This is a genomic window from Acidicapsa ligni, from assembly GCF_025685655.1.
Lineage (GTDB): Bacteria > Acidobacteriota > Terriglobia > Terriglobales > Acidobacteriaceae > Acidicapsa > Acidicapsa ligni.
On record NZ_JAGSYG010000001.1, the window covers coordinates 442,355 to 459,850 of the forward strand.

Genomic DNA, 17,496 nt, shown 5'->3' on the forward strand with positions numbered 1-17,496 from the left:
CCAGAACGCCCAACAAATTGCGAAAACGTCCGATGCTCGGAGTCAGAAATTCGCGGTATGAATTTGCATCCTGAGCGTAGCAAAAGATCTATTTCTAGTGCTCTGTTTCTGACCGTTCATAACTAATACGGTGTAATTCCCAAAGCCATGCCATCCCCAGCTTTTCTTTCTGTCATCCTTCGCGTAGCGGAGGATTTGCTTCTCCAGCAATTTACACTTTTCAAAAAAAGTTTTGAATTGCGGAGACAAAAAAACTGCACGCCAATCCTACAGTAGATCGCCACACCTAAACCGCAAATCCAACACAACAACACAACAAAAGGGGCACCCATAGGGCGCCCCTTTTGCAGTAAAAACACCTGTTGCGGGTTAAGAAGAGATTAGAACTCCAACCGCAGCGCAAGTTGCATAACACGCGCCGTGCTGGCAGTGCTGTTGATCGTTCCGAAGGGAACACCAGCCGCCTCGGTAATATCCAGGCCGTTCTCTTCAGGAATACTGAAGCTCGGATGGTTGGTGGCATTGAAGGCATCCGCGCGGAACTTCAGGTTGACCTTGTCTTCCCAGATCGGGAAGGTTTTGGCAAGTCCCAGATCGATGTTGAAGTATCCAGGTCCCCGCAGGTTATTACGGCTGCCGATGTTGAAGCCCAACGGACCAACATACGCGTCCAGGGCCGCAGTCGGGTCAGCGTAAGCATTCACGGAGTTGTTTGAGCCGCGCCCAACGTGTGCCTTAAGCAGTCCGCTGGGGCCAACGAGGGTTGCAGGTGCAATGGACGAGAAGCCAGCAACAAAGGCATTGGAAGAAATGTTATAGGCATTTCCTGTATGCCAGCTCGGCAGACCACTTACAGCCCATCCTCCAACGGCCTCGTTGAGCCACCATGGCACGGTTGCGCCAATGGCCCTTCCGCGCCCAAAGGGAAGAGCGTAGATAAAGTTTCCGTTGAGGTAGTTGGAAACGTCAAAGTCAGAGTTTCCACGGCATTCCCGAGGCCTGTTCACGTCGCATAGGTAACCAACGGTCAATCCGCCTGCAGGTGAATTGGCAGTGAACGAAGTATTGTCGATGGAATGCGACCACGTATAGTTGAGGTCAAATTGCAAACCGTAGCCCGCATTCTTATGCAGCGACACAAGCATACCGTTGTAGCTTGAGAATCCCTTGTTGGTGTAAACGCCGTTGACAGCAAATTGAGAAGCTAAGCCGACGTTTGGAGGAAGAACCCCGATTGCCGAAAGCAGGTACACGGCATCGGCAAAATCTCCACGCTGAGGATAAGGATAAGCCTCATAAGCAACCGCTTGCGCGCTATTGGTTAAATTGGTGGTGACGCCATTCTGAGCGTTCACCGCATTGACCTCGGCCGCAAATCCGGGGAACTGATTTTCAAACCATGGTTGCGGGGTAACGCCGTAAATAGCCTGCAACGCACCAGCGTTTGCATGGTTACGCAATTGCTGCGTCACGTTGGCCATCGCCGTTGATAGCTTCTGATTCGATTTACCTGTGTTATCGGGAAAGTCGATCAATTGGCTGGCATCCGCCTGTGCAACCAGGCGCCTGCCCATGCGACCTACGTAGCTTGCCTTCAGAATGTATCCCTGCGGAAATTCATGCTGGAATCCAAAGTTGTACTGAATTGAATACGGGGTCTTCAGGTTGGCATCGATGGTTCTGTTGCCCAGTCCGTTGGCCAAACCAAACGGAGCTCCAGTGCTGTCCACATAAGGAACCAATGGGTTTTGAATAGTCGGAGCCACTGGTGGCGGTGCCGGAGTGGTCAGGCTGCCAAATCTCTGATCTTGCAGGAGAGAACCAACGGCATCGCCGGCAATGCCGTATTGAACCGTATTGGAAGATTGGAACAGGTAGGAGTTCTGCGACTGCTGATACTGGATAGCATTGATAACGGTGTGATCGTAGAGAATGCCAGCGCCACCGTTAAATACAGTCTTGCGGTCGAAACTTGGGCTGTACGCAAAGGCAAAACGCGGCGCGAAATTCTTGTTGTTGGGTTGGTAATAACCAGCAGCATTGTTGGCTTTGCCAGCCAGCCCATACTGCATAAATGGAAGACTGCTGTTGCCGGATAGTCCGGATGCACTTTGCGCATTCCGCAGTGCAAAGTACTGATCGAAGCCGGCGTTCGGAGACAGCGTCTGGAAGGTACCCCTGGACTCAAGGCCATTCACTTCATACGGCACAGTGAAGTTCTGGTAGCGAAGTCCATAAGACAAGGTGAGCGAAGGAGTGATCTTCCAGGTATCTCCGACATAAACCTCAGTCTCGTAATAGCGATACTTCAGGTCTTGGCCACTGCCCTGCGGTTGCACTGCCCCTTTGTTGTTGTAGTTGAAAGTGCTGCTAACCGCGGTGAAGGGTGCAAGGGCGAACGCATAAGCGCTGTCATAAATTTGCGTGGAGCCTGGATCAATATCCGAAGGCCGCAACGAATCTGTCAGAGCGGTAGTGAATCCGCCCAGGCCGATGGATGGACTGTCGTAGTTGAGGATCGAGTACGAGTCGGGGGTATCCCATTTAAAAGTCCCACCGATTGCGATGCTGTGTCTGCCTTTTTCCCACGTGAAGTCGTCCCTGATGATCGGAATGGGATAGGTGCGCCCTTGTGCATTAATTGCGCTCGCATAAGGAGTTGACATGAAACTTCCGCCCGAGCCGGTTCCACCGAAGCCGGTATATTGCGTCGCACCGTTCGGGTTGAACGTATCTGGGAAGTCGTAATTTTCGAACGTCTCGCCATAAGATGCCTGGTTGACCATATTGTTTTTGATCGTCCAGGTATGTCCCGCTACCCAGCTATAGCTCTGATCGAGAAAAGGAAACGTTTCTGGATCGCCGGGAAATTGAATTGGATTCTGTGTGGCGTTCGTTTTCGTGAAGGTGCCGCGGCCAAAAACCCTCATCTTGCTGTTGATGGTGTAGTCGACCTTTTGGACGTAATCATCTTCCTTGAGAGGAAAGGGCGCATTAAAACGAAACCCTGCCGTGTTAACGTGATCGCCGTACTGGCCAGTGAGATCGTTTGCGTGTGGGTATCGCGTATTCAGCAGGCTAAGGATATTGGCATTAAATCCCTTTTTTTGCGGATCAAGCCCCGTTGAGTTCGCAACGCTGATGCCGCCCGTAGTGTTTACATACGACACGTTACCGTCGCGGAAAGAGTCAAGCGGAACCGTCTGTTCAACCAGGTTGCTGAGTGTATCCCGTCGGCCGTTGTAGTCAAAGAAGAAGAACAATCTGTTTCTGAGAATAGGTCCGCCGACATTCCCGCCGAACTGGTTGCGGATGAGTGGGGGACGCGCTACACCATTGTTATTGTTGAACCAGTTATTGGCTTCCAGATCGGTATCGCGATGGTACTCGACCAATGCGCCATGGAACTGGTTCGTACCGCTGCGTGTCACAAGCTCAAACTGACCGCCGCCACCCGCACCGGCACCAGACAGCGCGCCGGCAGTTACGCCGCGGAATTCCTGTACAGAGTCAACTGGGGCATTGCCAACGATGGCTCCAAAGTTACCAGTCGCATTGTCATTGACATCCAGGCCGTCCAACGTGACGTTGTTCTGATCTACGCGCGCGCCCGTAACTGCGCCATCCAGCGTGACGCCCGGCTGCTGCGTGAAAAGGGCAGCGGGACTATCTCTGTTCTGAATTGGCAAATCGTTCAGAAATTGAACTTGAAAGTTGTTACCAATCGTCGCGTCAGTCGTATCCAGCGTCACCTCTTGATTTGAAGCGGATACTTCTACCGTCTGCATCGCGTTGCCGATCGGCAGTTTTGCATTTTGCGTACGCGTCGCGTCTACGTTCATGTACAGGCCGGAGATCACAACCGAGCGGAAGCCGTCCCGCGAAAATGTAACCTTGTACCCCGGACCCGGAGTCACGTTCGCAATCGTATAAGAGCCAGCTCCATTCGTCGTGGCCCTGAACGTCGTATTCGTTGCGGTGCTTATCAGTTCAACGTTCACGCCCGGGACAACCGCTCCCGAAGTATCCGTAACCACCCCAGTCAAAGACGCAAAGTCTTGAGCCAAGAGCAACGAGGGAAGTGAAAGAAATACAGCCAACAGCATCAGCTTGGCAAAAACATGTCGCATCGTTTGCAGTCTCCTATGGAGCTTTAAAAGTGGCATCGCAAAGTGCACCAAAGCAAGAGCGAGATTTGTCTTCAGTGTGCAAAACCTGTTGCAACTCAAAGGCCAAACCAGTGCAAAAGAAACTTGTTATGTAAAAAGCACAAAAAACTAGTCATTTCTTCTCGATCTTGATCAATTCTCTGCAAAACGTTCACGACAAATAAACGAAAGAATGCAAAAACATATATATATCTATGGATAAACATAGAAAATCATCCACGAAGCCTAAAAGTATGCTTCCCGTTCTCCGCCAGGCAACTCCCGCCGCCCAGCCAGCCCCCGAATACAATAAAACTGTATGTCTTATATTGATGCCATCACGAATCTAAACGCCCTCACTGCGGAGCTGTTCTCCGCCCCCGGCGTACCTCGCCGCAAATTTTCGCTCAACGAGATCGGAATCCTCTGCGCCGCCCTCGGCAATCCCCATCTGCAATATCCCTCCGTTCTGATCGCTGGCACCAATGGCAAAGGCTCAACCGCCTCGACCCTGGCCTCCATCGCCCGCGAATCCGGCCTTCGTGTTGGCCTCTACACCTCGCCACACCTCGATCGCGTCAACGAACGCATTCGCCTCCTGCTTCCCCAAAAAGCAGCCGATGACTCAACCATCCCCAATGAAACCTTCGGCCGCCTGTATTTTCGCGTCCACGACGCAGCCCGGCAACTCGTAGCCGACGGCAAACTCCCCGCCTTCCCCAGCTATTTCGAACTCCTCACCGCCCTAGGCTTCCTCTATTTCGCAGAATCCAAAATCGACCTCGCCGTCCTCGAAGTCGGCATGGGAGGCCGCCTCGACGCCACCAATCTCGTCGATCCCATCCTCTCCGTAATCACCGACATCTCCCTCGACCATCAGGAGTGGCTAGGTTCAACCATCGCTGAAATCGCCCGCGAAAAAGCCGGCATCCTGCGTGCCAACGGAACCCTGATCACCCTCCCGCAGCATCCCGAGGCCAATCAGGCCCTCGGCGAAGTAGCCGTCGCGCTCAACGTTCGCGGCATCCCCGCCACCGAATACATGCCCATCATGAGCACCGACCCTCTCCTGCCCTATCAGATCGAAGCACTCGGCAGAATCATCCAGGTCGATTCACCATTAAAGGGTGCTCATCAACACCGCAACCTGGCCCTGGCCATAGCTACCGCCGTCGAACTGAGCGAATCCGGCCGTTTCCCCATCACCCCTGAAGCCATCGAAAAGGGTATCCACAACACCAGCTGGCCCGGCCGCATCGAACAAATCTCCCTCCCCAACCAGCCCGAGTTCCTTCTGGATGTAGCCCACAATCCCGCCGGAGCCTGGGCCTTGCGCTCCGCTCTCTCCGCATCTGCCGTCGAAGGCCAGCCGCAAATTCTCATCTTCGCCTGCCTCCGCGACAAGCCTCTCCGCGAAATGACCCAGATTCTCTTCCCTCTTTTCGATCACGTCGTCCTCGCGCCCATCCACTCTCCCCGCGCCACCGACGTAGCCGATCTCACCGCAGCCGCCGAAGCCACCGGCATCCCCGCACACCCTTCGCAAACCGTAGCCGAGGCCCTGCAAATCGCAACTGAAATCGCCCGCAGCCTGCTCCAACCCAACCATCCGCCAGCCCGCATCGTCGTCAGCGGCAGCGTCTATCTGGTTGGCGAGGCTCGCCACCTGCTACTCGCAAAAACCGCTTCCGAATCGCGTCCCGGAGCTCATTAGAAAAGTCCTGTGCGAAAACCGGCCTGGCGTACCCAGGCGGCAGGCACCTCGTATGAAAAGGATGACCCGAGCCCCGGTAGGCGAAGATAAACTATCACTGAACCCTGAAAAGGTCCTGCAATCATGATCGAGAAACGGGAGCCATCTCCCCGCCCGGCCAAGCTTCCTCTATGGAACCGCCTGCGCAGCAATCTCTTGCAGGCCCCGCCATTTCTGTTCGCAACCGTCTTTTTTGGCAGCCTGTCACTCTTAGTCTCCCGCTTCGACAAGCAGGGAAAACTCCAACACCGCCTCGCCCGCCGTTGGGCCCAGGCATCCGTTGCTGCTTCCGGGCAAAAAGTAAAAGTAATCGGGCTGGAAAACATCCCCGCTGGCCAGGCCGTTTTCGCCGCCAACCATACCTCTTATATGGATACGCCGGTCGTCTTCGCCAGCCTGCCCTTCCAATTCCGCATCCTCGCCAAAAAAGAACTCTGGGGCCTGCCGTTCATCGGGTGGTATTTAGACCGCAGCGGTCAGATTCCCATCGACACCGCAAACCCCCGCGCCACCCTCAGCAGCTTAGGCGCCGGAGTCCGCGCCCTCCGCGACGGCCTCAACCTTTTCATCTTTCCTGAAGGTGGCCGCACCAACGACGGCGATCTCCTGCCCTTTCTCAACGGAGCAGCCTACCTGGCCCTCCGCGCCCAGGTGCCACTGGTCCCCGTAGCATTAATCGGCGTCTTCGACCTGCTCCCCCCGCACACCCGCCATTTCTACCTCCATCCAGACAAACGCTCACTCAAACTGATCATCGGCCCCCCCATCCCCACAACCGGCCTGACCCCCCGCGACTCCGAAACAGTAACCAACCAACTCCGAGAAACCATCCATCAACTAATCCAACAAAACACCGAACCAATCCGCCGTTAGCCCTTGCCCTTGCCTTTGCCGTTGTTGTTGCTCTTGTCTTTGCCTCTGTCTCTGCCTTTGCCTTTGCCCTTGCCGTTGCCCTTGCTTTTCTGTCTGTCATTCCCGAAGGGAATCTGCTTTTTCTTTTGCTGTTGCCCTTGCCCTTGCCTTTGCCTTTGCAGTTGCTGTTGCTGTTGCCCTTGCAGTTGCAGTTGCCTTTCTGTCTGTCATTCCCGAAGGGAATCTGCTTTTTCCTTTGCCCTTGCCCTAGCCTTTCTATCAGTCACACCCAAAGGGAATCCAAACACCCCCACCCCAAAAGCCGTACAATCCCCGCAGGGAAAATAACCCCGAGAGGGCCGTTAACCATGTCCATCCGTATCGCTATCCCCGAACCCGCCAGCCCCCAATACGTTGACGACGCTCTCGCCTACAACCAGCGATCCCTTCCCCAATACATCGCCGCGCTGCAGTCCGCCGGAGCCACCCCCATCCTCATCCCGCTCCACGAAACCCCATCCCGCGTTGCCAAAATCCTCACCACCACCGTCGGCATCCTTCTTCCCGGTAGCGGAGCAGACCTCGACCCTCAAAAATACGGAGAGCCCCGCAGCCCCCACAGCGCCGCCCCCGACCCAGCGCGCGCCGCCGCCGACGAACTCCTCATCCAGGACGCTTTCAATCTCCACAAACCCATCCTCGCCATCTGCGCCGGAGCCCAGTCCCTCAACGTCTGGTGCGGCGGCAGCCTCATTCAGGACATCCCCACCCAGATCGGCACAGCCGTGAATCACGCCCCCGCCCGCACCGTGATCGATGCCCATCCCATCGAACTAACCCCCAACACTCGCCTGTCTGAAATAGCCCGCCACATCCCAATCCACGAAGATACCCATCCCGAACGATCCTTCGTGAGACATCCTCAGCACAACGCCGCATCCCATCTCTCACACCTGAAACCTGCGATTCACGAACACGAATCCCCAGCGCATCTTCTGGTAAATTCCAGCCATCACCAGTCCATCCGGATCCCCGGCGACAACCTCATCATCAGCGCCCGCTGCCCCCAGGACGGAATCATCGAAGCCGCCGAACTCCGCAGCCCCGACCACTTCGCCCTCGCCATCCAGTGGCACCCCGAACGCACCTACATCGAGAGCGCCTTCTCCCGCGCCATCTTCGCAGCCTTCGCCCAGGCCGCCGAATCCTGGACCCCAAGAAAAATAGCAGAATCCGTCCTACAATCCTGACCCCTCAACCCAGCGTCGCTTTTGCCGTTGCCCCAACTGTTGCCGTTGTAGTTGCCCTTGTCTTTGCCTTTGCCTTTCTGTCTGTCATTCCCGCAGGGAATCTGCTTTTAAGCCCTTGCCCTTGCTTTTGTTTTTGCGGCTGCCCTTGCCCTTCTGTCCGTCATCCCCGCAGGGAATCTGCTTTTAGCCTTTGCCTTCCCCCTAGCTGTCTATCCGCAATTCCCAAAGAAAACCTGCCGGCAGCCCTTACCCTTCCCCCACCCAGCCAAAAATAACCAACCCCATTGCACACCCCACCCCCGCCGCATATAATCCAGCTCGGTTCGAATTCCCCCTCCAGCTATTCCTCTGTTGATTGACCGTTCATTGCGGTCTCGACCAAGCCAAGCAATCGGAGCTAAAAATGTCCTGCAAGTTTAGGAATTCGCTCGCCCGTCAACCATTTCTCTTGGTCCTGTCTCTAGTAGCCCTCTTCGCCGCATCGAACGCATCCGCCGCCACCTGGTGCGTCAACCACGCCGGCACCGCGGGCTGCAAATCCAGCATCAGCGCCGCCGTCAGCGCAGCCACTGCAGGCGACATCATCAACGTCGCCCAGGGAACCTACGCCGAGCAGGTCATCATCACCAAGCCACTCTCGCTCATCGGAGATCCCTTCAACCCGCCCGTCATCGATGCCACCGGCCAGTTCAACGGCATCTTCGTAAACGGCATGGCCACTGCACCCCTGCCCGGCATCGCCAACGTCACCATTTATGGCTTCGAAATTCACAACGCCAGGTTTGAAGGCATCCTCATAGCGAACGCCTCCAACGTCACCATCCTCGCCAACCATGTCTTGAATAACAACAAAGCACTCGTCCCCTCAGCCGCCGAATGCCCCGGCATTCCCGCCTTCGAAACCAGCGAAGCAATGGACTGCGGCGAAGGCATTCACCTCATGGCCACCGATCACGCCTTCGTTGCCCGCAACCTCGTCGAAGACAACTCCGGCGGCATCCTCATCACCGACGAAACCGGCGTAAGCAACAGCAATCTCATCCAGGGCAACGTCGTGCAAAACAACGGCTATGCCTGCGGAATCACCATGGCCGGCCATCCACCCGCCACCTCGATCATTCCCTCCGCCACCATCTCCTTCGGCATCATGCACAACGTCATTTCAAACAACCAGTCCCACAACAACGGCCTGCTGCTACCCGGCGCCGGAGCAGGCGTCGGCATCTTCGCCCCCGGCCCAGGATCGACCAATACAGCCAACGTCATCAGCGGCAACGAGCTGTACGATAACGGCCTGCCCGGCGTAACCATGCACAACCACGGCTCTGCACCCGCCCCGGCACCCGGCGTCAACCTCAATGACAATGTCATCATCGGCAACCACATCTACGGCAACGCAGCCGACACCGCCGACGCCACCACCCCCGGCCCCACCGGCATCAACATCTATTCGACCGCACCAGTAACAGGCCTGGTCATCTCGCAGAATACCTTCAGCGACGAAACCGTCGACATCGTCTTCAAGGCCCCCGCAGGCACAATCGACGCCCACTTCAACAACTTCACCCCACACAGCACCGGCATCGACAACCTCGGCTCCGGCGTAATCAGCGCCACCGAAAACTGGTGGAACTGCGCCGCAGGCCCATCCGCCAAATGCAGCATCGCCACCGGCACCGGAATCACCACATCCCCCTGGCTACCAGTCCAGGTAGACATCTCACTCCAGTAACAATCAAACCAACAGCAACCGAAACGAACCACCAAATACCCACCCCGAGCAAAATACGCAAAGGGTGGGTATAACAATTCCCAAGGCCCCAGCAGTTGCAATCGCCCTAGCAGTTGCAGTAGCCCTTGCCCTTGCAGTTGTCCTTGTAGTTGCGGTTGCCCTTGCCGTTCTGTCTGTCATTCCCGAAGGGAATCTGCTTTTAGCCCTTACCCCTCACCCTCACCCACCCCCCGAAAAAATCCCACCCACCCTAAGGCAGAAAATAAAACGGATTCGGCAGCTTAACCGAATGCTCCGCCTGCGCAGGCCCCTTCAAATCACTCAACTGATCTCCAACATTCAGCACAATCCTGTAACCCTTCGCCACAATCTCCGCACGATCCCCCGACTTGTAATCCGTTACGCTCTGCTTCTTCGGATGATCCTCCGGCCGCAAATACAACTGCTCCCAGCGGTCATATCCCTCCGCCTTCAGATTGGCCTCCGTATCTGCCCGCTGACCCTCCGGCCTTCCCGTAATAAAGAACACGGCAACATGATCCGCCTCTGCCTCTTTGAACAACCGCAGCGTCCCCGCAATCGCCTTCCCGCATCGCAGCGCCACACACCAGTTCGAATCGGTAGCAATATATCCATAGTCGTCATGCGTCTCCACCGACCAGTTCGACAGCGAAGTCTCATCAATATCCAACACCAGCGCCAGCTTATCGCCAGCCTTCGCCGCAGCCACACTCTGCTTCAAGAAACCAATCGCCAGATCGATCTGCCGATCAATCTGCGGCCCATAACAGTTCTCCGTTTTGCATGACTGATAAGCCGTCAGCGCATCCTTCGCCACCTGCAAATTCACCGGCTCATTCGGAACCATAACCACAGCCTGCTGCCCCAAAGCCGGCAAGCAAACAAGCACCAACACCAAAGCTAAAAGCCTCATCAGAATTACCCCTCCTATGAATTGAAAATGCAGGAACATGCTCACGTTTCGCTTCCGCGATGCGAGCACTCTCGATATCTATACTCAATGAAAAATCGTTAAGGATTGGCACGGCCAGCATCCGCAATACAAGGCTGACCCGCTGGATGAAGAACCGGAACATGTCCCGCAAGCGCATCAAGAACATCAGCGCGAAGCACTTGATAATCAGGTTCTCCGTCCGGATAGATCTTGAGTGTGCCGTGAGCATTCGGCGTTAAATAAGATTCAAGCGAATAACTCTGCATTCCAGCCGCAGCTTTATCTGGATAGCGTTTGGCAAAGCTCTCTTGATCGATATCGTTAGATTCAAGATCGATATATGGAATGTATCCAGTGCACGCGTCTTTTTCTCCGTAAAGCAAAAACCGATCCCGTGTATGAGAGACGCCATGCAACTTGGCAAATTCTATGACTCGAACAAACGTTGTGTCGGTCCGAAGAGTGTCGATAGGATAGCCATCTTTCTGTGAGAGTGTGCGATCACCGTTGAGCGCAGCTCTGCGAGTATCCGCACGTTCAGATTCGAAATCTTCCCAACGATTCAAAGACATATAGGCACGCATCAGCGCGATACGAGTGCTCCACGTAAAGTTGCTTTCCCGTGCGAGTGCGCGCTGAAAGAGCGTGATAGCCTCTTCTGTCTGGTTGGCTTTCGCCGCAGCCTCCGCGGTGAGAATGAGGGCACGCGGGTCGTCAGGATAGTCGCTTAATGCCTTCCGATACAGCGGCAACGCACCCACGTAATCGTGGCAGTGTGTCGCCGCATAGGCTGCAGCAAAGGCATTCTCGCGTCCCGCAGCATACGCACTTATATTCGGACCAGGCATAACGGGAGCAGGCGTCGTTGCGGAACAAGTTTCTGGAGGTGTTCGCTGCACCGTAGCATCGTTTTGTTGCCACGAAACATTCTTCGCTTGCTGCATAAAATCGGCCTGTGCGTTTACCCCCAGGGGAGCAATGCCGCATATTCCTGCAAGCAGAATGGATAAGAATCTCCGCACGGCGGAAGCATACCATATGTGCAACACGCAATAGAGCGCCATCCACGGAACCGGCAATGGAATCCCCCCATTACATGGGTTCCACCCACGCTGCGCTTTTGTCCTTGTGGCTGGCATCAAACCAATTCCGACCGAGATAGTTCTAGGCCGAGATAGCTCGAAGCCGAGATAGAAAACCCCTCCGACATTGAATATCATCGGAGGGGTTTTCCTAAGATTGAATTCAGTCAGCTTACGCACCCACTCCATACCGCAACGCCGAATGCTTCCGCGAAAGATTAGGACCAAGCGCCTTGCGCGCCTCTTCGAACTTCTTCCAATCATCCAGCTCAGGCAGCGAAGGAATCGTAATCAGCTCACCCTGATCCAGCCCGGCTAAAGACGCATCCACCATCTCGTCAGCCGTCATCACAATCTCCGCAGGCAGATTGTGAACCGGCAACTTCGCGCGATCCCAGAACTCAGTACTCGTAGCTCCCGGCAGCACCGCCTGTACCGTAATGCCTTTATCCTTCACCTCATTGTGCAGTGACTGCGTAAGCGCCACAACAAACGCCTTCGTACCGCCATACACGCCATTCAAAAGTTCAGGACTGACTGCAACAATCGATGCGATATTAATGATCAGCCCCGTCCCTCGCTCAATCAATCCGGGCAGAATCGCCGAAGTAAGCCGCGTCAGTGCCGTCACGTTTAGTTGAATCATGTTCTCCAGATCGTCCACATCGGAGTCGATCAACTTCGACGTTGCGCCAAAGCCCGCATTGTTCACCAATGCAGTCAACGTGTCATCAGAACGAAGACGTGTTTCAACGCGATGCAGATCCGCCTTCAATGTAAGGTCGGCCGCCAGCACTTCCGCCTTGCGTCCAGTCGCCGTTGTTATCTCCTCTGCAAGTGCCGTCAATCTGTTCTGGTCGCGTGCCACCAGCAGCACATCGTATCCGCGCTTTGCGAAACGGTGTGCATAGACCGCGCCAATCCCTGTAGATGCCCCGGTGATAACAGCCGTTCCTTGTTTCGAGAATGTAGATGAATTCGTATGCGTAGCCATGCTGTGCCTCCTCGGCAATACTTGAATTTGTTGTCCATCCAATCGGACACATTCAGTAGAGTAGACCGGTCGGTCTAAGGATTCGGAAAATATCTGGCTTCAGAAATTCGGTGAGAAGTTATAGAGAACGTCTAGTTCTTTAGCAGGATGTTGAAGCTGACGTTAAGAAAGTTCTCCAGCGGCTCGTTCGATTGTTCCGCTTTCGATCGAAGCAGCGCACCCTCATAGCTATTCACCAGAAAGGCCGCAAATTCCTTTGGCTTTGTAGATTTTGACAGTTCGCCCCGCTCAATAGCCTCGCGCAGAATCTCAGCAACTCCCGCCTGCCAGTTCCCAAACGAACTCTTCAGCAACGACTGGATTAGTTCGCTATGGTCTGCCATCTCCAGGCTCATATTTCCCATCAGGCATCCGCTGATCGCAGCCGTGTGACCATAGACTTTAATTAATTCCTCAAAGTATTTCCGCAGTCTCTTCAATGGGGCAGACTTGCCTTCCAGGAGTATTTTTTGGGCACGCGTATTTTCGTCGGCAACATAGAGCGCCAGTACTTCCTTCGCGAACACCTCTTTGCTCGGGAAGTAATGATAAAAAGATCCCTTCGGCACTTGCGCCTCGTCGAGAATCTCTTTCACACCCGTAGCCGCATAACCCACAGACCGAATCCGTCGAAGCCCAACCTCCAGAAGATGATCCCGAGTATTCCGAGTTTCCATTGCAACCCCCTGTCAACCGCATCGATGCACTAGCCGTGCACTAATTGACCAGTCTATTCGATGCAGCATCCCCATCCAACGAATTAAGAAACTGCCATAGCCACACTCCTACCCAACGAATTAACCAGCCACTCCAACCTCTGCATTCGATAAGCTAAATCCAGCAATGACAACTACCGCAGATCGCCTCAACCAACTTCTCGCCCAGGTCGATTCCCCATCGCTGACCCCGGAGCAATCCGAAAAATTCACGGCCTACCTCACCCTCCTCCAGCGTTGGAACGCCCGGACCAACCTGACCGCCATCCGTGATGAAGAAGGCATCCTAAGCCGCCACTTTGTTGAATCCATCCTCTGCGCCAGGGCATTGCCAGTAGAAATAGTTTCCTTATTGGATTTCGGCTCTGGAGCTGGCTTCCCCGGTCTGCCCATAGCCATCATTCGAAACGAAATATCCGTAACCCTAGCCGAATCACAAAACAAAAAAGCCACCTTCCTCCGCGAAGCAGCCCGCGTCCTGAATCTCCCAACCAAGGTTCACTCCGCCCGCGCCGAACAACTCACACAAACCTACAACGGCATAACCCTCCGAGCCGTAGACAACATGGAACAAGCCATCCCAGCCGCCATCAAACTCCTGTCCCCCAATGGCTGGCTAGCCCTCATGACCACCCAGGAAGAAATCCCCTCAATTCAAACCCAAACCAAAGAGACACCGATTCTCTGGCAACCAGAAATACCCCTCCCCAAAAATACCAACCGAATCCTCCTCTTAGGTAAAAACTCTAACTCTCAACTATCCAATCCCACGCACTAGCGCAAGCCCAAGCTTTTGCCTTTGCAATTGCCTCTCAGTCTGTCATTCCCGCAGGGAATCTGTTTCAGGCCGTTGCCGTTGTAGTTGCCGTTGTAGTTGTAGTTGCCGTTGCCGTTGTAGTTGCCGTTGCCGTTGTAGTTGCCGTTGCCGTTGTAGTTGCCGTTGCAGTTGCAGTTGTAGTTGCCTTTGCCTTTCTGTCTGTCATTTCCGAAGGGAATCTGCTTCACCCCAACGCCCGATCCAACGCGCGCATCACTCATAGACCCCCAATCACAAACCCTCAAAATCCTCCGCAATAAAAATGTTCCACGTGGAACATTTCACATCCCCCCACCCAAACAAATACCAATCCCGCCGCATTTCTCCAAAGAAGGCCCAACCACAAAACCCAATAATCTTCCGCAAAATGTTCCACGTGGAACATTCCAAAACCCCACCCCACTCAAATTGCTCCACGTGGAACATTTCCCCCATCACACCGCACCGCAGCATGTACCAGGAATGTTCCACGTGGAACATTCCCTTTTAAAGCGATAAAAGTTCAACTTTCCTTAGAGCTTTTCCACCGCCATCCACAGGCCACCCTGCAAGATGAGCAAAACTCAAAATCTCCGGAAACCCAACAATGCAAGCCACTTGCAGCGCCTATCCATCCGGGATGCAGAAAGATCTCCACAGATCGCCATTCCCAACGCAAAGTCAAATAGGGCTACCGCTTAGCCCATCTTCCAGATAGTCTTGAAGGCCATGGGCAAAATTCTGGGTATCGTCAATCAAAAGGGTGGAGTGGGCAAAACCACCACCGCCATCAACCTCGCAGCCTGCTTAGCACTGGAAGGATTACAGATTCTTCTGGTCGATTGTGACCCTCAGGCCAACTGCACCTCCGGCCTCGGAGTGCAGCGGGACGACAATCGTCACTCTATTTATGACGTTTTGGTAGGCGATGTTCCCGCCGCACAAATGCTGCTGCCCACCGAAATAGACAACCTGACTCTTCTACCGGGCAGCAAAAACCTTACGGGCGCCAACATCGAGCTGGCCAACGCAGAGGATCGCGCCACGCGTCTGAAATCAGCGCTTGAGCCAGTTCAAGCCAAATATGACCTCGTCATATTGGATTGCCCCCCGGCGTTGGATCTTTTAACGCTGAATTCTCTAGCGGCGGCAGATAGCCTGATTGTGCCCATGCAAGCGGAGTATTTTGCTTTGGAGGGCATTTCTGAGCTGGTTTCTACGCTGGAGCGGGTGCGTGCGAGCGTGAATCCAAAGCTGACGATTGAAGGCGTTTTGCTGACTATGTATGACGACCGGACGAATCTGGCGCAGCAGGTTACGGAAACTTTGCGCGAGTTTTTCAAGGATCGGCTATTCAAGACGGTGATCCCGCGCAACATTCGTCTGGCCGAAGCTCCCAGCCACGGAAAGCCGGTTGCGCTTTATGACGCTCGGTCGCGTGGGGCGGAGGCTTATTTTGATCTGGCTGCGGAATACCTGGAGCGAAACAAGATTGTCAGCCCGAAGGCGGCGGAGCGAGCTGCGGCGGCTGAGTCCGGGACCGAGAGTGGGACTGGGGCTAAGCCTGCTGGCAAGACTGTTCGGTTTTGGCCGTACGCGTGAGTTTGCAAAATGTTCCACGTGGAACATTTTGAATTTACCCGAAGAACGAATTGTTCCATGTCGGGCAAACGGAGCACATGGGGCTGTTTGAGCTATGAGGTCCGTCCTGGAATGTTCCACGTGGAACAATTGCGGAAGATTACTGGCTTTTGTGATTTGGATTTGTTGTCCCATCCTTTTGTGCAGGAGATGCGCAAGGAATGGGATTCCGGCATTTGTCCGGTTGAGAGATATGGAATGTTCCACGTGGAACATTTGAATGGATTGGGTTACACGGATTGCAGAAAATTTTGATGGTTTGTGATTGGAGGTTTGGATTCTATGAGTGATGTGCGACGGCCTGCCAGGGCTTTGGGTAAGGGATTGGATTCTTTGTTGCCGCGGGTGACGGCTTCGGCTCCTGCGATGCCGGAGGAGACTACAGGGAAACCGATGGAGGTTCCAGTCGGGGAGATTGACCGGAACCCATTTCAGACTAGGACTCATTTTGACGAGAAGCTGCTGGATGAACTTGCGGCTTCGATTACGGCGAATGGGGTGGTGCAGCCTATCCTGGTGCGTCCGCTGCCGAATGGGCGCTTTCAACTGATTGCTGGTGAGCGGCGGTGGCTGGCTTCTCAGAAGGCAGGCAAGGAGACGATCCCGGCATTTCTTCGGCAGGTTTCCGATGAGCAGGCGATGGAAATTACCATCATTGAAAACCTGCAACGAGCGGATCTGAATCCGATGGAACAGGCTAAAGCTTTCGATCGTTTGTCGCGCGAGTTTGGAATGACACAGGAGCAGATGGCGTATCGCGTGGGACAACCTCGCAGCTCGATCAGCAACTTTCTGAGGCTGTTGAAGTTGCCGGAAAGTGTGCAAGCGAAAGTCTCCTCTGGGGTGCTTAGCTTTGGACACGCGAAGACCCTGCTAGTGCTGGAATCTCCTGCAGATGCGGAACAGGCGGCTAACAAAATACTAGCACTTTCGCTTTCTGTTCGCCAAGCGGAAACGTACGTACAGAATTTGCTGCATCCTGACTGGCCGCCGAAGAAAGAGGCTCCGGAGCCTACGCCGATCGATCCTAATGTGCGGGAGGCGCAGGAGCGGTTGCAGCGGGCGCTTGGGTTGCGGGTTCGGATTGAGGATAAGGATGGGCGCGGGCGGGTGATTATCGAGTATGCGCGGCTTGAGGATTTTGATGCGGTGATGGAGAAGATTGTTGGGGATTGAGGTTGGGTTGCTGTTTTTTCGGGAGGGGAGAAGCAGATTCCCTTCGGGAATGACAGATAGAACGGCAACGGCAACAGCAAGTGCGCGTGCTAACAGCAGATTCCCTTCGGGAATGACAGACAGAACGGCAAAAGCAAGAGCAACTGCAAAGGCAACTGCCAAAGCAAGTGCAAGGGCTGCGGCGAAGGTAGATAGGGCTATAGCGAATGTTTAGAACTATTCGATAGGTGGAGTGCCTGGGTTTGTAGCCTGGGCGCTGTTCTATGGGATGGTGGTGTGGCTTATATCTTATATTGATGGCTTGGGTCCTCGGTCCTATCCTGGGCATCGTTAATCATCTCCTTAAATTTGAAGCGATGTAA

At 54.4% G+C, this 17,496-nt stretch carries 13 protein-coding genes; 7 read left to right on the plus strand and 6 right to left on the minus strand.

Going from position 1 to position 17,496, the window contains the following annotated elements; genetic code table 11:
* Window positions 1-380: 380 nt before the first annotated feature.
* On the minus strand, window positions 381-4,130 hold the full coding sequence (locus OHL19_RS01750; protein ID WP_263355859.1) for a carboxypeptidase-like regulatory domain-containing protein: 3,750 nt from the start codon (window positions 4,128-4,130) through the stop codon (window positions 381-383).
* Between the two features lie 337 nt (window positions 4,131-4,467).
* On the opposite strand from OHL19_RS01750, the gene OHL19_RS01755 reads away from it, so the two are divergent.
* The 4 genes from OHL19_RS01755 (at window position 4,468) to OHL19_RS01770 (ending at window position 9,735) form a co-directional block, all read left to right on the plus strand.
* Complete coding sequence (locus tag OHL19_RS01755; protein WP_263355860.1) at window positions 4,468-5,862, plus strand: bifunctional folylpolyglutamate synthase/dihydrofolate synthase; 1,395 nt, start codon at window positions 4,468-4,470, stop codon at window positions 5,860-5,862.
* Between the two features lie 123 nt (window positions 5,863-5,985).
* Window positions 5,986-6,774, plus strand: coding sequence for a lysophospholipid acyltransferase family protein (locus tag OHL19_RS01760; protein WP_263355861.1), 789 nt, complete (start codon window positions 5,986-5,988; stop codon window positions 6,772-6,774).
* A gap of 347 nt (window positions 6,775-7,121) precedes the next feature.
* Window positions 7,122-8,003, plus strand: coding sequence for a gamma-glutamyl-gamma-aminobutyrate hydrolase family protein (locus tag OHL19_RS01765; protein WP_263355862.1), 882 nt, complete (start codon window positions 7,122-7,124; stop codon window positions 8,001-8,003).
* A gap of 403 nt (window positions 8,004-8,406) precedes the next feature.
* The gene (locus OHL19_RS01770; protein ID WP_263355863.1) at window positions 8,407-9,735 is read left to right on the plus strand and encodes a right-handed parallel beta-helix repeat-containing protein; all 1,329 of its coding nucleotides are present in this window, start codon (window positions 8,407-8,409) and stop codon (window positions 9,733-9,735) included.
* 250 nt (window positions 9,736-9,985) lie between these two features.
* Here OHL19_RS01770 and OHL19_RS01775 read toward each other — a convergent pair whose 3' ends face one another.
* The 4 genes from OHL19_RS01775 to OHL19_RS01790 form a co-directional block, all read right to left on the minus strand.
* The gene (locus OHL19_RS01775) at window positions 9,986-10,669 is read right to left on the minus strand and encodes an HAD family acid phosphatase (RefSeq protein ID WP_263355864.1); all 684 of its coding nucleotides are present in this window, start codon (window positions 10,667-10,669) and stop codon (window positions 9,986-9,988) included.
* 98 nt (window positions 10,670-10,767) lie between these two features.
* Window positions 10,768-11,829: a tetratricopeptide repeat protein gene (locus OHL19_RS01780; RefSeq protein ID WP_263355865.1), complete on the minus strand. Its 1,062-nt coding sequence runs from the start codon at window positions 11,827-11,829 to the stop codon at window positions 10,768-10,770.
* A gap of 115 nt (window positions 11,830-11,944) precedes the next feature.
* Window positions 11,945-12,766, minus strand: a complete 822-nt coding sequence (locus tag OHL19_RS01785) for an SDR family NAD(P)-dependent oxidoreductase (protein ID WP_263355866.1) — start codon at window positions 12,764-12,766, stop codon at window positions 11,945-11,947.
* A gap of 131 nt (window positions 12,767-12,897) precedes the next feature.
* Complete coding sequence (locus tag OHL19_RS01790; protein WP_263355867.1) at window positions 12,898-13,482, minus strand: TetR/AcrR family transcriptional regulator; 585 nt, start codon at window positions 13,480-13,482, stop codon at window positions 12,898-12,900.
* A 166-nt stretch (window positions 13,483-13,648) separates the two neighbouring features.
* Between OHL19_RS01790 and rsmG the strand changes: the two genes are divergently transcribed.
* Entirely contained in the window at window positions 13,649-14,299 is a 651-nt protein-coding gene (gene rsmG / locus OHL19_RS01795; RefSeq protein WP_263355868.1) for a 16S rRNA (guanine(527)-N(7))-methyltransferase RsmG, read from the plus strand.
* Here the strand turns inward: rsmG and OHL19_RS01800 are convergent.
* On the minus strand, window positions 14,296-14,559 hold the full coding sequence (locus OHL19_RS01800; protein ID WP_263355869.1) for a hypothetical protein: 264 nt from the start codon (window positions 14,557-14,559) through the stop codon (window positions 14,296-14,298). The two genes, rsmG and OHL19_RS01800, sit on opposite strands and share 4 nt — an antisense overlap.
* Window positions 14,560-15,046: 487 nt before the next feature.
* Between OHL19_RS01800 and OHL19_RS01805 the strand changes: the two genes are divergently transcribed.
* Together OHL19_RS01805 and OHL19_RS01810 are read left to right on the plus strand one after the other, a co-directional pair.
* Entirely contained in the window at window positions 15,047-15,919 is an 873-nt protein-coding gene (locus tag OHL19_RS01805; protein ID WP_263355870.1) for a ParA family protein, read from the plus strand.
* 321 nt (window positions 15,920-16,240) lie between these two features.
* On the plus strand, window positions 16,241-17,134 hold the full coding sequence (locus OHL19_RS01810; RefSeq protein ID WP_263355871.1) for a ParB/RepB/Spo0J family partition protein: 894 nt from the start codon (window positions 16,241-16,243) through the stop codon (window positions 17,132-17,134).
* The last annotated feature ends 362 nt before the right edge of the window (window positions 17,135-17,496 follow it).

Coding starts and splice junctions, on each gene's coding strand:
- OHL19_RS01760 (WP_263355861.1), top strand. CDS start 5,986: ATGATCGAGAAACGGGAGCCATCTCCCCGCCCGGCCAAGCTTCCTCTA.
- OHL19_RS01785 (WP_263355866.1), bottom strand. CDS start 12,766: ATGGCTACGCATACGAATTCATCTACATTCTCGAAACAAGGAACGGCT.
- OHL19_RS01750 (WP_263355859.1), bottom strand. CDS start 4,130: ATGCGACATGTTTTTGCCAAGCTGATGCTGTTGGCTGTATTTCTTTCA.
- OHL19_RS01810 (WP_263355871.1), top strand. CDS start 16,241: ATGAGTGATGTGCGACGGCCTGCCAGGGCTTTGGGTAAGGGATTGGAT.
- OHL19_RS01775 (WP_263355864.1), bottom strand. CDS start 10,669: ATGAGGCTTTTAGCTTTGGTGTTGGTGCTTGTTTGCTTGCCGGCTTTG.
- rsmG (WP_263355868.1), top strand. CDS start 13,649: ATGACAACTACCGCAGATCGCCTCAACCAACTTCTCGCCCAGGTCGAT.
- OHL19_RS01780 (WP_263355865.1), bottom strand. CDS start 11,829: ATGCCAGCCACAAGGACAAAAGCGCAGCGTGGGTGGAACCCATGTAAT.
- OHL19_RS01790 (WP_263355867.1), bottom strand. CDS start 13,482: ATGGAAACTCGGAATACTCGGGATCATCTTCTGGAGGTTGGGCTTCGA.
- OHL19_RS01755 (WP_263355860.1), top strand. CDS start 4,468: ATGTCTTATATTGATGCCATCACGAATCTAAACGCCCTCACTGCGGAG.
- OHL19_RS01805 (WP_263355870.1), top strand. CDS start 15,047: ATGGGCAAAATTCTGGGTATCGTCAATCAAAAGGGTGGAGTGGGCAAA.
- OHL19_RS01800 (WP_263355869.1), bottom strand. CDS start 14,559: ATGAGTGATGCGCGCGTTGGATCGGGCGTTGGGGTGAAGCAGATTCCC.
- OHL19_RS01770 (WP_263355863.1), top strand. CDS start 8,407: ATGTCCTGCAAGTTTAGGAATTCGCTCGCCCGTCAACCATTTCTCTTG.
- OHL19_RS01765 (WP_263355862.1), top strand. CDS start 7,122: ATGTCCATCCGTATCGCTATCCCCGAACCCGCCAGCCCCCAATACGTT.